Annotated in this window: 10 protein-coding genes; 6 read left to right on the top strand and 4 right to left on the bottom strand. The window is 69.3% G+C overall.

Features of this window, described 5'->3' with window-relative positions; translation table 11 throughout:
- Positions 1-138 precede the first annotated feature (138 nt).
- On the top strand, positions 139-348 hold the full coding sequence (locus IPG50_00710; protein ID MBK6690724.1) for a hypothetical protein: 210 nt from the start codon (positions 139-141) through the stop codon (positions 346-348).
- 198 nt (positions 349-546) lie between these two features.
- Positions 547-4,788 carry a hypothetical protein gene (locus tag IPG50_00705; protein ID MBK6690723.1) on the top strand — a complete coding sequence of 1,414 codons (4,242 nt, stop codon included), beginning with the start codon at positions 547-549 and terminating at the stop codon, positions 4,786-4,788.
- A gap of 5 nt (positions 4,789-4,793) precedes the next feature.
- On the opposite strand, the gene IPG50_00700 is transcribed toward IPG50_00705, so the two are convergent.
- Positions 4,794-5,183 (bottom strand): hypothetical protein, encoded by a 390-nt coding sequence (locus tag IPG50_00700; GenBank protein MBK6690722.1) that lies wholly within the window; start codon positions 5,181-5,183, stop codon positions 4,794-4,796.
- A 139-nt stretch (positions 5,184-5,322) separates the two neighbouring features.
- Between IPG50_00700 and IPG50_00695 the strand changes: the two genes are divergently transcribed.
- The 3 genes from IPG50_00695 to IPG50_00685 all read left to right on the top strand — a co-directional run bounded on the left by IPG50_00695 (position 5,323) and on the right by IPG50_00685 (position 8,504).
- Positions 5,323-6,462, top strand: coding sequence for a hypothetical protein (locus IPG50_00695; protein MBK6690721.1), 1,140 nt, complete (start codon positions 5,323-5,325; stop codon positions 6,460-6,462).
- A 3-nt stretch (positions 6,463-6,465) separates the two neighbouring features.
- On the top strand, positions 6,466-7,254 hold the full coding sequence (locus tag IPG50_00690; protein ID MBK6690720.1) for an aldo/keto reductase: 789 nt from the start codon (positions 6,466-6,468) through the stop codon (positions 7,252-7,254).
- A 176-nt stretch (positions 7,255-7,430) separates the two neighbouring features.
- Positions 7,431-8,504 carry a hypothetical protein gene (locus IPG50_00685; GenBank protein ID MBK6690719.1) on the top strand — a complete coding sequence of 358 codons (1,074 nt, stop codon included), beginning with the start codon at positions 7,431-7,433 and terminating at the stop codon, positions 8,502-8,504.
- A gap of 41 nt (positions 8,505-8,545) precedes the next feature.
- Here the strand turns inward: IPG50_00685 and IPG50_00680 are convergent, their stop codons facing one another.
- Both IPG50_00680 and IPG50_00675 read right to left on the bottom strand, forming a co-directional pair.
- Positions 8,546-9,643: a hypothetical protein gene (locus tag IPG50_00680; protein MBK6690718.1), complete on the bottom strand. Its 1,098-nt coding sequence runs from the start codon at positions 9,641-9,643 to the stop codon at positions 8,546-8,548.
- Positions 9,644-9,653: 10 nt separating this feature from the next.
- Positions 9,654-10,646 carry a hypothetical protein gene (locus IPG50_00675; GenBank protein MBK6690717.1) on the bottom strand — a complete coding sequence of 331 codons (993 nt, stop codon included), beginning with the start codon at positions 10,644-10,646 and terminating at the stop codon, positions 9,654-9,656.
- 265 nt (positions 10,647-10,911) lie between these two features.
- On the opposite strand from IPG50_00675, the gene IPG50_00670 reads away from it, so the two are divergent.
- Positions 10,912-12,123, top strand: a complete 1,212-nt coding sequence (locus tag IPG50_00670) for a hypothetical protein (protein ID MBK6690716.1) — start codon at positions 10,912-10,914, stop codon at positions 12,121-12,123.
- Here IPG50_00670 and IPG50_00665 read toward each other — a convergent pair.
- Positions 12,102-13,562, bottom strand: a complete 1,461-nt coding sequence (locus IPG50_00665) for a hypothetical protein (GenBank protein MBK6690715.1) — start codon at positions 13,560-13,562, stop codon at positions 12,102-12,104. The two genes, IPG50_00670 and IPG50_00665, sit on opposite strands and share 22 nt — an antisense overlap.
- Between the last annotated feature and the right edge of the window lie 13 nt (positions 13,563-13,575).

The raw sequence follows: 13,575 nt of genomic DNA, 5'->3' as shown, positions 1-13,575 counted from the left end.
TGTTGATTTGCGGCCCAGGTGAAAGAGCCGCCGGGTCGGGCCCCCAACGGGACCGTAAATGCACCCCGCCCGCGCTGGCACGTGCCCTGCTCTACCTCTCGTCGCGGACCCAGACCCCCGCCTCGAAAGGAACTCATCATGAGCACCACCACTTCGGCAAAGACCGACTCGCTTCTGATGGGGCTCGAAGGCGCCCAGCTCGACGCCGTCGTCGGTGGCGACAACCCCGGCATGGGCCCGTACACGCCGCCGTTTCTGTGGTTCCAGCGCGAATCCGAGAACGTCGAAGACTGGCGACACGACGGCGCCTGCTACCGCTTCGAGTACGAGGACGACGACGGCGAGTGAGCTTGCTCGGACACTGACGCCGCGCGGGCGCGCACGCCGACGGACGATTTTCTCCCGCGAGGCGGGCGCGACGGGAGCAGCGTATTACCCCCCAAACGCCGGCGAAATCCCGTGCGACCCCCCTGTGAATGACGTAGACCACGCCGTCCGCGTACGGCGTGTTTTGCCGCCCGACGGCCGCTTTCCTTGGGGTGAACGATGTCACGGTCGCTACAGAAGCTCCTCCTTGCCATCGCGATCCTGCTCACCGCCTGCGGCGGCGCCGGCACGGCGGCCTCAGGCTGCGGTACGTCTTCCCCTGAGGCCTTCGCGCGAAACGAGCGCGTCCCCGGCGCCGGCGCGGTGCGCGTGACGCGGAGCGGCCTGGACTTCCTTGCCGAAAGCGCGCCCTCGCTCGCGGGGACGCTCCTCGCGGCCGACGGCGGCGTCGTCGATGCGGGCGGCGTCACGACCTTCCCGATCCCGACGTCGCAACAGGCGGGCGCGGCCGACGGCGGAACGCCGTACACGATCCGCATTTGCCCCGCGGGCCCGAAGCCCAACGCGACGCCGCCCGATTGCGAGGTCGAGGTCGACATGGGCAAGGCGAGCTTCCAGCTCGACGCCGTGTTGCCCAACGTGGTGCGCCTCCACGGCGAGGTGCCCGTTCGCCTCTCGAAGCTGCCCATCGCGGTCGACTATACGGGGGTGCCCGGCCTGCCGGTCACCGACGTGGTCACCGGCGCTGTGGGCGTCGGCGCCGTGAGCGACGCCGGTTGCTTGCATGATCCCGCCAACGGCAATCCGCTGACGAAGACCGTCCCCGACGTCGCATGGAAGAAGTTTCCCCTCGACGTGACGCTCCCCATCGTCGCCGAGACCCTCGAGCCGCGCGACGGCTACACCAAGATCGACATCGACGCGGCGAAGATCGACGTGAAGATCGGCGGCGAAGACATCGCCATCTGCGCCACCTGCGGCGCCGTCTTCGACACCATCGGCCTGTGCGGCTTCATCGTGGACCAAGCCAAGAAGAGCGCCGTCGACGCGCTCCAAACCGGAGCGCTTGGCGATCAACTGAAGGCGCAGCTCAAGACGAGCTTGTGCGAGCTCCCCGACGTCACGAAGACGCCGCAATGCCCCAAGGGCACGTTGCCGCGCGACGGCCTCTGCGTCTTCGCCACCAAGACGAGCGTCTGCGCCGCGAAGCTTCTCGGCACCGCAGGTCGCCTGGAGTCAGCGCTCGGCGGATTGTCTGGTGACGGCACGCTCGACTACCTGTTCGCCGCGAACGGTCCGCTCGATCCGGCGCCGGGCCTCGGCGCCGACGACGCGGGCTACGCGGGCCACACGCCCAACGGCATGACGTTCACGCTCTTCGGCGGCTCGAAGCCCACCGTCATCTCGAAGTGCGTGCCGCCGGTGACGCCCACCTTCCCCGTCGGCATTCCCACGCCCGACGAGCTCCGCGCGAACGCCATCACGCCGTGGCCCGCCGGCACCACGGGGCCCCACTTGGGCTTCGCCCTCTCGGGCCGCTTCCTCGACTACCTGCTCAGCGGCATCTACTCGAGCGGCGCGCTCTGCCTGGGCGCGACCACGGAGCAAGTCGACGCGCTGAAGACGGGGCTCCTCAGCGTCGTCATACCGTCGCTCAAGAACCTCACCTTCGAACAGCGCGGCGCCGCCATGGCCATCGCGACGCGGCCTCAAGTGCCGCCCCGCATCGAGCTCGGCACCGGCGCCGACCTCAAGACCGATCCGCTCTTGCGTTTGAAGCTCGATCGCTTCGCCATCGACTTCTACGTCTTCCACCTCGACCGATTCGTTCGCGTCTTGACGTTCACCGCCGATCTATCGATCCCGATCAACCTCCAGACCGCGAAAGACGAGAAGAACCCGAACGGCGGCCTCTTGCCGGTCGTTGGTGAGATGGGGGTCGCGAACGCGAAAGTCACCGCCAGTGAAATGCTCTCGGAAGACCCGGCCAAGATCACGAGCGCCCTCGAGACCGTCGTCGGCGGGCTCACCAACCAGGTCGGCGGCAACATCGCGCCCGTCGATCTCGCCGGCGCCCTCGGCACGCCGGGCCTTCGCCTCACGATCCCCGATGGCGGCATTCGGCGCCTCAAGAAGGGCGAAGATCTGTTCCTTGGGATCTTCGCGAACCTCGAGAAGGGCCCTGCCACACCGGCACCCGCCGGCGCCCGCGCCGATCTGGAGGAGCTCGAGGTCCAGAAGGACGGCATGAGCCTCTCGACGCTGTCGCGCGCCACGTTGCCGCGCCTTCGGGCGCGTTTCTCGTCGGCCAGCGATCGCGACGGCGAAGGCCGACCGCGCGACGTGGAGTTCTCGTACGCCATCGACCAAGGCGCCCGCAGCGCGTGGTCTGCGGCCCGCGAGGTCGACATTCGCAAGGACGAGCTGTCGCTTCAAGGGCGCCACAAGCTCCGCGTCTGGGCTCGCGTGGCCGGCCAGGCCTCCACCGAGGACGTGACGCCTGCCGAGGCGCCCTTCGTCATTGACGCGCTCGCGCCCGATCTCGACGTGGCCGAGCCGCGCTCGGGGACGCTCCGCGTCGACGCCCGCGACTTCGTCTCGGACCGCGCGGCGCTCCGCGGTCGCGTTCAGCTCGACGACGACGCCTTCGGTCCGTGGCTCGCCGTGGACAACCTCGCTTCCATAAGCACCGGCTCGGCGCGCCGCGCGACCGTCGAGGTCAAAGACGAAGAGGGCAACATCGGCCGCGTCGCCTTGACGCTCATCCGCGGGCGAAACGATCCCACCCTGGCGGGTGCGGCTCCTGCGGCGGCGTGCGGATGCCGCGCTGCGGGCCTCTCGCCCGTCGGCGCCGGCGAGGGGCTCGCGCTCTTCGGTGCCGCAACGCTCTTGGGCATCGCGCTCCTTCGCCGTCGTCGCGCGGGCGGCCGAGGGCTCGCCGTGTCCTGGCAGGCCGTGGCCGCCGTGTCGGGTCTCGCACTCTTGCCGCTCGTGCCCGCGTGCTCGTGCAGCGACGAGGCGGAGCCGGCCCTGTGCGGTCCGTCATGCAAGGACCCCTGCGGTCCTCCGCTACCCGTCGGCATGGTTGGCGCGTACACCTCGCTCGCCAAAGCGAAGAGCGGAACCCTTTACGTAAGCGGTTATGCCGACGCGAACATCGGCGACGTAGCCACCGGTCTCTACGGCGACTTGGTCTTCGGCACCTTCGACAAGGCCAAGGGCGCCGTTGCGTGGGAGTTCGTCGACGGTGTGCCAGCACGCACCGATGGCACATGCCCGACGGCGGACCGCCAAGGGTTCCGCGGTGGCGAGACGGAGCCGGGCGATGACGTGGGCCTTTGGACGAGCCTCGCGCTCGGCGAAGGCGAGACGCCGCTCATCGCGTACCACGACGCGACCCATCGAACCTTGAAGTTTGCCCACAAGGGTGAAGGTCGCTGGCAAAGCCATGTGGTCTTTGAAAAATCGAAGACCGACATCGGCCGCTACGCGAAACTGCTCGTGGTCGAAAACAAGCCCGTCGTGATCTTCCTCGTGGTCGAGCCTGGGCAAGGCGGCAAGCAACGGAGCCGCATCGTCCTCGGCAAGAGCCGCACCTCCCGCCCGAACGCGCAGAGCGACTGGACCTTCACTGACGTGTCCGTCGACGACGACACGCCGTGTTGGGCTGGCACATGCGCCGGCGGTGAGGCCTGCTCGAAGGCGATGCGCGCGTGCACGAAGACCCTCGGCGGCTGCGCGCCCGCGTGCGCAGCCGGCACGGCGTGTTTGCCAGGCGACGGTGGCGTGCCGGCGTGCCTCGACACGCACAGCGATCCGCTCGTTCAATCGCACCCCGACGCGGTGGGGATCTACCTCTCGGCGGCCGTCGGGCCCTCCGGCATCGGCATCGTGGCCTACGATCGGCCGCACGGAAATCTGTTGTCGTTCACGCCGCGCGGCGACTCCTTCGAGCGCCACATCTTGGACGGCGAGACCGGCTCGCGCGCCGATGGCTCGGCCAAAGACACCGGAGACGTGGGCCTCGGCGCGTCGCTCTTCATCACCGCGTCCGACGAGTGGCACATCGCCTGCGTCGACGGCACCAAGGAGAGCCTCGTGCACCTCGTCGCGAAGGGCGGCGTCAACGTGGTGGCGCGCGACGTCGTCGACGACGGCACGACGCCCACTGGCGCGGCCTTCGCCGACGGAAAACACGTGGTGGGCGACGACGCAACCATCCGCGTCGACGACGCGGGCGCGGTCACCATCTGCTACCAAGACGCAACGGCGCTGGAGCTTCGCTGCGCGGTGAGCGCTCCGGGCCAGGCTTTCGTTCGCTCGACGGTCTCGCAGCCAGGGAGATTCGGAGGCTTCTTCCCTCAGCTCGTGCCGGGCTCACGCGAGGTCGTGAGCCACTGGCGCTCTCTCGATCGCGGAGCAAGGGTCTACACGGGCGACGTGTCAGTGCTCCCGTTCTGAGAGCGCTAGGCCGCGGCGGTCTTCGCCGGTTCACTGGCGATCGCCATCGGCGGCGCGTCGGTGCGCGGCGTTCCCGCGTCGATGTCGACGGCGGTCATGTCGAGTGACTTGCCGGGCACGTTCACGGGCACGTTCACGGGGGGAGAGGGGAACGGATCGGCCACCACCGCAAAGGGTCGCATCGCAGGGCCCGAGGATCGCTCGCGCTCGGCGGCGACAATCTCGACGAGCTCTTGCTTGTCCGCGAGACCCGTCTCGATGAGGGCGCGCATGTAGCCATCGACGTAGCCATGCGCGCGAGCGAGACGAGCGTGCGTCTCGCCGTTCGACTTCGCGACGAAGATGTCGCGGAGCATGTTCCGGAGGTCGCCCAGCACTTCGGACTTGGTACGCATGCTCACCCGGTAGCCAATGGCCTTTCGTCGGGCCAACTTTGTGCGCGGAAATCCCACGTGGGCGTACGGCGTCCAATGTCACGGGACGCGTTTTTCAAGGCCCAGGCCGACGATTGAGGTAACGTGACGCCCCGCCGCCGTGGACCGCGCCCTCGCCGTATTCGACGCCCTCGCCAAGCACCCTCGCCTCGACGTGCTCGCAACGATCGTGGGCGAGGAGGCGCAAGCCATCGCGTCGGCGCGAAGCTACACCGGCTGGCCCGAGACCGCGAAGACGAAGCTCGACGCGCTCGGCCTCTCGGAGGACGAAGGCACCACGCCCTTCGGTGATCTCCGCGCGCTCTTGCGCCGCGGCCCCGAGACGGAGGGCGACGCCCACTTGCTCTCGGCCCTCGCGGCCCACGCCCTTGCCGGCGCGCCGCTCGACGATGACGCGGCGCAGACCAAGGCCGCGACGGATCTCTTGTGGCTCGCCGCCAACACGCCCTTCGTGGCGCTCGCGCACCTCGACCGAGCCCTCGGCGACGAGCTCGCCGACGGCATGTGGGGCGCCATCGCAGCCCGCGTTCGGCGCGTCGAGACAAGCCAGCTCGCGCGCGCCGAGGCCCTCGTGGGCGCCGCCGCCATCGCGTCGTCGTCATCGCGCGTTGCCAAGAAGCTCGCGGCGCGCCTTCGCCGTGAGGTATCCGACCGCTGGGTGAAAGCCGCGCTCGGCCGCGAAGAGGGCGCCGTGCTCGACGGCCAACTCGCCCCTTCCCCGCGCTCACCCATCGTGACGGCGATGCTCGCCGTAACCGGCTTGCTCTTCTTGTCGGCCGGCGCGCGCGCGTTCGCCAAGGTCGCGCTGGCGCTCAAGCGACCGGCCACCGTTACGTTCTCGCCCCTCGGCGTCGAGATCGAGACCAAGACCGAGCTGCTCGGGCGCACGCTCCGCGAGCGACGCGTTCGCATCGAGCGGACGAGCCTCATCCACGCGGCGCGCGAGGTTCGCTACCCGGCGCTGGCGTTCTACGCAGGGCTCTTGGCGCTCGCCATCGGCAGCTACCTCGGGGTCTCGCTCTTCGTCGACGGTACGCGCTCGGCGTCGCCGTCGCTCTTGGCCTTGGGCCTCGGCATTGTCGTTGCGGGCGTCGCCATCGATTTCGTGCTGACGGGCCTGGCCCCGGGCCTTCGCGGCCAGTGCCGCTTGCTCTTGGTGCCGCGTCGCGGTCCCACCATCGCCATCGAAGGGCTCGACGCGGCCCCGACCGATCGCGCCCTCGAGTCGCTCAAGGCGTAGCCCATGGGCGCCGCGTCGTTCCTTCATCGCCCGATGCGGGCCGTTGGAAAGGACGTCCACCGGGTGGGGCTCTCGCTGAACTTCGGCCTCCCCCTCCCCGGCGTTGAGGCGGCCTTCGAGCGCGGCATCAACTACGTCTTCTGGCAACGGAGCGCGAGGCGCGCGCTCCCGATCATGAGGCGCGCTCTCGCCCGCGATCGCGAGAAGATGGTCATCGCTGCCGGTCCGACGCTCGCGTATTTCGGAGGCTCGGTCCGCCGCGGCGCCGAGGCGCTCTTGAAAGAGCTCGGGACCGACTACCTCGACGTGCTCCAGATCTACTGGGCCGGCCGCATGTCGGTGCTCAGCGAGGCGGTCTTGAGCGAGCTCGTGAAGCTCCGCGAAGAAGGAAAAGCCCGCTCGATTGGTCTCTCGATCCACGACAGGCCCCGCGCCGGCGAGCTGGCGCTGGCGTCGCCCTTCGACGTCCTGATGATTCGCTACAACGCGGCGCACCCGGGCGCGGAGAAGGACATCTTCCCGAACCTCGCGAAGCGGCAGCCGTCGGTGGTGGCGTACACGGCGACGTCGTGGCGCAAGCTCCTCAGGGCGCCGCGGGGCTGGGACGACAAGCCCGCGACGGCCGGCGACTGTTACCGCTTCTGCCTCTCGAGCGAACACGTCGATGTCGTGCTCATGGGGCCTCGCAGCGAAGCCGAGCTCACGGAGAACTTGGCGGCCCTCGAGAAGGGCCCGCTCAGCGCGGAAGAAGACGCGTGGATGCGGCGCTTTGGAAACGCGGTCCACGGGTAGCCGCGCGCCTGCCACTCGGGGAAGAATCAGGAGCGGTGACCGGTGTTTTCTGCAGTCGCGCCTCGGTCCGACGGGCGACTGATCCACCCGAACGTCACAAGCCCACGACGGGCCGTGCGTTCCTTCGTGCCTTCGCGCGGCGAACAAGCGGCTCGCCCCTTGCTTCATGGGCAACCATGCGGACGGGGCTTATTGCTGGCGCGCTCACGGCGTGCGTCGTGACGCTCCTCGGCTGCGGCGCTCCCGCCCTCGCGGAAGAGGCGGAAACCGACGACGCGCTCATGCAGGTCGAGCCGACGACCGTCGTTTGGACCGACGAGTCCGGCAAGGGCGCGCCGCCGCGCAGCGGTCCGCGGCTCGTCGGGGCTGGCGCCGAGCTCATCGCGCGCTCCGCCGACGCGACCCGTATGGTTTCCCTTGGAGCCGCATCGGGTGGAGCCACATCGGGCGCCGCCCGCGTGGTGTCGACGGGGACCTCGCTCAGCGAGCCTGCGGCGAGCAGCAACGGCGTCGCGTGGCTCGAACGTGCGGCCGATCCATCGAGCGCGCGGCTCGTGCGCTTCGCGGGAGGCCAAGCGCAGCCATGGGCCACCCTCGAGGGACTCTCGGACGGTGCCCGCGTGGCGATGGATGACGCGGGCGCGTACGTGACCGTCCGCGACGGCGACGGGAGCGAATACGTCGCGGAAGCTCACCGCGACGGCACGCTGACGAGGCGCGCCACCGTGTGCGCCGAGCGCAGCGACTGCACTTCGACGGCCATGATCCTCGACGCGTCGTCGATCTACGTCGCCACGGGGGGCGCGGCCGGCGGCGGCTCGGTGGTGCGCATCAACCGTGCGTCCGGCGTGTCGGATCGTGTGCCGCTCCAAGGCGGCACGCTCGTCGTCGCCACGCGCATCGTCGCGCTCGCCGCGGACGCGAACTACCTCTTCATCTCGCTCGGTGGCCAAGGCCTCTTACGATTCGACAAGGCGCGCGGCACAACGCGCGTCGCGTGGGCCGAGGCCGCCGATAGTCCCCTCGCGATGGACGCGGCGTACGTCTACTTCAAGACCAAGTGGGGCGACGTCTTCTCGCTCGACAAGGAGATCGCGCATCCACCGCAACGCGTCGCGCGGCTCCCCGACGGCAGCGCTTTCGACTTCGTGCTCGCGACGGGCGCCATCTACGCGTCGATGCGAAGCGACGACGGCGCGCTGATCGTCAAAGCGCCGCTCACGGCGCGAAGGCCCGAGCGAGCGCGGTAGCGGTCGAACGATTTGCGCCGGGACGGCGCGCGGATCACGGCTCAGCGACGCGGCGCCCGCATGATGGACCCGCCGCGCGTATTGGAGACGCCGGTGTTGGCCCAGTAGACGCACGATGCGTCGACGAAGACGCCGTGGGGCGCAGAGCCGGTGCCGATGAGCGTCGCGGCGCCACCGCGCTTGGGCGCGCGGAAGATGTTGCCGCGACCGTTTTCCGCCCAATAGACGTCGTCCTCGAAGACCGCCACTCCTCGCGCAAAGAACTGCTTCGCAGCGAGCGTGGCCACGGGCCCGCCGGCCTTGGCCACCGAATACACGCCGTCGTTGCTCGTGAAGTAGACCGAGTCGTCGTCGAGGGCGACGTGGTACGGCGTGGCGACGCGCGTGGCGAGGAGCGTCACCGCGCCGCCCGTCACGGAGACCCGCGAGATGGTTCCGCTCGGGCTCGTCGTTGGATCGCCGGACTGCACAACCCAATACACCGACGTGCCGTCGGTCGCGATGCCGTAGGGATCGGCGCCGCGCGCGATGAGGTCCGGCGCAGCGGCGCCGGTGTCGAGCCGCATGACACGTCCGTTTCCGACGCCTCCACCGGTCCAATAGAGCGCATCGGACGTGACGGCGATGCCCTCGGGGAAGCGCTCCCGTGACGCGAGCACGGTGGGGGCTCTGCCGGCCGACAGCTTGGGTGCGCGCAGGACTTCGCCACCGATGACGTTGGTCCAGTAGACGAACGCATCGTCCACGGCGATGCCGCGCGGCCTCGCTTGCTGAGTTGCGATGATCTGTACGGCACCGCCTGTCTTCGGCACGCGAGAGACCTCGCCGCCGCGGCTGTTCGCCCAAAAAACGTGCGTCGCGTCGGCGACGACGTTCTCGGGGAAGTCTTGCCCCGCGGCGAGCACGACGGGCGCTTCACCCACGCGACACGGGCCGGGCAAGGGCCCCGCGTCTCTCACGGGGCCGTCAGGCGTTGCGTCTCGTCTCGCATCCGCGCCGCCGTCGGTGCGGGCAGCGCTTGCGGCGTCGACGGTCGAGGCTGCGCTCAGCTCGTCTCCAGCGGACAAGTCAGAGCGCGCACCGCACGCGGCGAACGACGCCTGCGTCGCGAGCGCAGCAAGGAGTAGGCGGCGCCGCATGGGTCCAGTCTCAGAGCGCGTACTTCGCCTTCAGGTACGCTTCGACGCTCGCAAGCTGCGTATCGGAGAGCGCGGCCTTAACGATGATGACCTCGGCGAGCTTGATGAGTCCTGTGGGCTGGTTGACCATCACCCACGAGTCGCCGCCCGCGCTGAGATCGCCCGTGGAGGTTGGGCCGGTTGCACTGCTGGTCCCGACCTTCAGGCGCAGAGCCGGACCGCGCACGGAGTAGATCTGCCAAGACGGGATCGTGGGCGGGATGAGGACGCTCGCCAGGCCGCCCGCGTTCACGTCGAAGTGGCCCGGCGTGGCGGAGATGGTCACGAAGAACGAACCGCCACCCTTGACCAGCAGGTTCGTGGCCGCCGCGTGGTTAGGCTGAACGTGCGCCAACCACACCATGCCAAACTCTCCCGTTCCAATCTTCAGGCTTGGGCTGTCGGCGAAGGCGAGGCCATCTTGATCCGCGTTGCCCAGATCGACGACGTCGATGCCGTTGAGTGCCTGCGGATCGTGAACCGGACCATCCACGCCCCACTTTTCAGCGTGGTTCGCGTTGCCCGACTGGTCGAGCCAGCGCTTGACGCGTCCCGGCGCCTGGAGGTCGTCGACCACCCCGACGTCGCCCTTGAGCCAGACCACGAGGCCCGGAAGCGTGGCTACCGAGAACGGAGCGCCCGCTTCTCCGCCGGCGTCGGGGAGCGCGCCCGCATCGGGACACGCGCACGGTCCGAAGCTCAGGCCATTCGATGCGCATGTTTGGAAGCCGCTCGCGCCGCTCGGGCAGAAGCACCCAACCTGGGCGTTGGGCGTGCAGCTCGCGAGGCCGCCATCCGGAGAGACGGCGGCGGCGCCGGCGGGCCCCGGCGGTCCTTGAGGCCCTTGAGGGCCTTGGGGTCCGGGTTGTCCAGCGCCGGACGCTCCTTGCGGGCCGACCTCACCCGCCGGTCCCGTGCACCCCAAAGCCAACGCCACCACGCTCAGTCTGAGCCACCGGATCATTGAGCACCCTCCCCCGGGTCTCATAGCACGAAGGGGCTTGGCACCCTCGCGCTGGAGCTCGAAGAGCCCCGCGCCGACCTTAGACGTCACAAGCCCGTCGTCGGTGGACTACGCTCGCGGCGAAAAACTGAGCCAATGCAAGCAGCTCGCGTGGGGCGCGAAGGCGCCGTGCCCTCGAGTGCGCTGGTTCGCGGCGACGCCGCCGATGCATCCAAAGAAGGTTGTGGCACGCGAACGACAAGGTCATCCTTTCAACGCACCTCGCATGCGACTCCCCCGCTCACTCGTCGCGTTCGTTGCCGCGCCGCTCATCGCCGTGGCGTGCGCCAAGGCGGAGCCCACGTCGCACCTGGCGGCGCAAGATCTGGCACCGGCGGAGGGAGAGCCGTTTGACGCGAACCACATTCTCACGCTCGATGAGCTCACCGACAGCAGCGTCACCGGGGAGCTCCTCCGCGCGCTCATCACGTACCGCGCGACGGAGAAGACCAGCCGCAAGAACCCCTACGGACGCGACAGCTTTCTCGCGACGTATTTCTCGAACGGCCTCTCCGCCATCGACGCGTTGCTCAACGCCTCCGAGCAGTACCGCATCAATCCGCTCGTGCTCCTGGTGCGCGCCGAGATGGCGGAAGGCCTGGTCGCGCTCGACTACTACCCCATCGATGCGCCGGGCCGCGTGGAGTACCTCTTTCGCTGCGGTTGCCGTGGCCCGGGCACGTGCGACGCGGCCCTCGCGGGCTTCGATCGGCAGGTCGACTGCTTGGCGCGCCAATACCGCATCATCCTGACGGACATGGAGAACAACGGCGGCGTCACCGCCGGCGGATGGGCCAAGGAGCGCGAGGGCCGCACCGTCGACGGCAAGAGCGTTACGCCAGCCGACGAAGGCACGGCGGCGATGTACCAGTTCGATCCACGGGTGGGCGCCCTCCGAGGACGGCGGCAACCGGCTCTTTTGGAACATCTGGAAGCTCTACACGCGGGCCGCCGCGTACCAAGGTCCCAGCGGGCAAGGCCCAACGGGCGCGTGGATCGGCGATCCGTGCACGCGCACCGAAGCGTGCAAGGCCATCCCCGGCGGCGTCTGCGTCAACAACTACCCCGGCGGCATGTGCTCGGCGCGTTGCAGCACGTCGAGCGACTGCCCGCCGCGCGAAGGCCGCGAGTCGGCGTGCATCGACACGGGCTCGGGCGCGTATTGCTTCACGCGATGCAATTCGAACGTCGCCTCGTCGTGCCGCGGCGGCTCGGGCGAGTGGGCGTGCTGCACACCGCCCACGTACCCGCCGACCTTCACGGCCGAGAACGAGCGCGTCACGCAAAGCGTCTGCACACCTGCCGACCGGACCACGCAGACCTGCCCGAAGTGAGGGCGTCGGCGCCGCACCAAGAGCGGCGCGCGACGCGCACTTTGCGGAAGTGCGCACGGGCGCCCTGCCCGGTCCTGGCGCGTCAGTTCGAAGGAAAGCGGTGAACGAAGACGTCCCGACCTTCGGAGGTATCGGCGTCGTCGTCGAGCACGCCCGTCGCGAAGCCGCGGCCGACGAGGTCAATGACGAGCGCGCTCGGAACGTCGTTGCCGGCGGAGCCAAACTGCACCGGATATCCACCGCGGCTAGTCCCCGAGGGATTGACCGCGGTCACGACCAAGTCACGGGCGCCGACCTTCGTCGGCCCGAGATCGCCGCTCGATTCGCCGAGGAAGTACAAGTTCCCCGTGACGTCGCCGGCGTGAACGAGGACGCGCGTGTCGGGAGCCGACGGCAACGTGACCGTGAGCGGGAAGCCCGCTCGGTTTGCACCACTCTCGGTGAACGACCACACCGTGGAGGTTGCAGCACCGGTCGTGCCCAAGACGAAGACGTTGCCTGTCGGATCGACTGACAGGCTGCTTGGAAAGGCGTCGGCGGCACCGGTCGTCAGCTCGATGGGCCACACAAGGCCCGCTTCGGCGATCCGGGGGACGCCCGCCGTCGTGAGGCTCGAGACGAGGCCCCGTCGCGGTCCCGAGCCTGACGCGTACCGGGAGCCGACCATGACGAAGAGATCACCGGGACTCCCCGTTGACGTGGTGTTGTCAGGCAGCCGAAGGGAGCCGGCGAAGTGGTCTTCGTCGGCGGCGGCCATGGTGCCGCTGACGTCGACAGGGGCGAAGCGCTGCAACCCATCGCCGGTGTACCCGTGCACGAAGGCCCGGAACGCGACGGTCTTGCCCAGGCTCCGATCGCCGCTGTTCGCGAGGAGCCAGACGTTGTCTTGGATGTCCACGGCGAGGTTCATGGTCCCCTGGCCTGCGCCGCGCGGGTTCACGACTTCGACCGGGAAGCCTGCCCTCACCGCGCCGCTCGAGTTGTACGACTGGAGCACCACGCGCTCTTCGCCGCCACCGTCGGCCCCGGCAAAGCTGCCCCGCGTCGTGAAGGCGAGGAAGACATTGCCGGTAGGACCCACGGCGACGTGCGCGCGGCTCGTCGTCGAGCCCTCGGGGCCCGGCGTCCCCATCCGCTTGGCCCAGAGGACGTTGAGAGAGCCCCCATTGATCTTCGCGACGAAGGCGTCGCCGTTGCCCGCGTGGGCGCCGTCGATGTCGTCGCGCGTGATTCCTGCAATGTACACATTGCCTACGAAATCCTTCGCGATGCTGCTGGGCGTGGTCGCCGGCCAGCCGAGCCGCTTGGTGAGCGGCCCCGTGGGCGGAGGCGCATCGGCGGCCGCGTCGACCGGCGGCCCAGCGTCCGAAGCGACCACCGGGGACGTGGGCTGGGTCGTGGGCTGGGATGTCGGTGCCGGAGGCGTGGAGGCCGCGGGGAGCGGGGCGGCGGGCGCGGGATCGCTCTCGGTGCACGCGAACGCGAAGCCCACGACCGCAGCAAGCGCGAACCCAACGACGGGAAAACGCGGCAGCAAGTCCATGCGGAGCTATTAC

It is taken from the genome of Myxococcales bacterium, from assembly GCA_016703425.1.
In the GTDB taxonomy this organism is placed as follows: Bacteria; Myxococcota_A; Polyangia; order Polyangiales; family Polyangiaceae; genus JADJCA01.
Note: the sequence above shows the minus strand (reverse complement) of the source record. Positions and strands in the feature narration are given on the sequence as shown.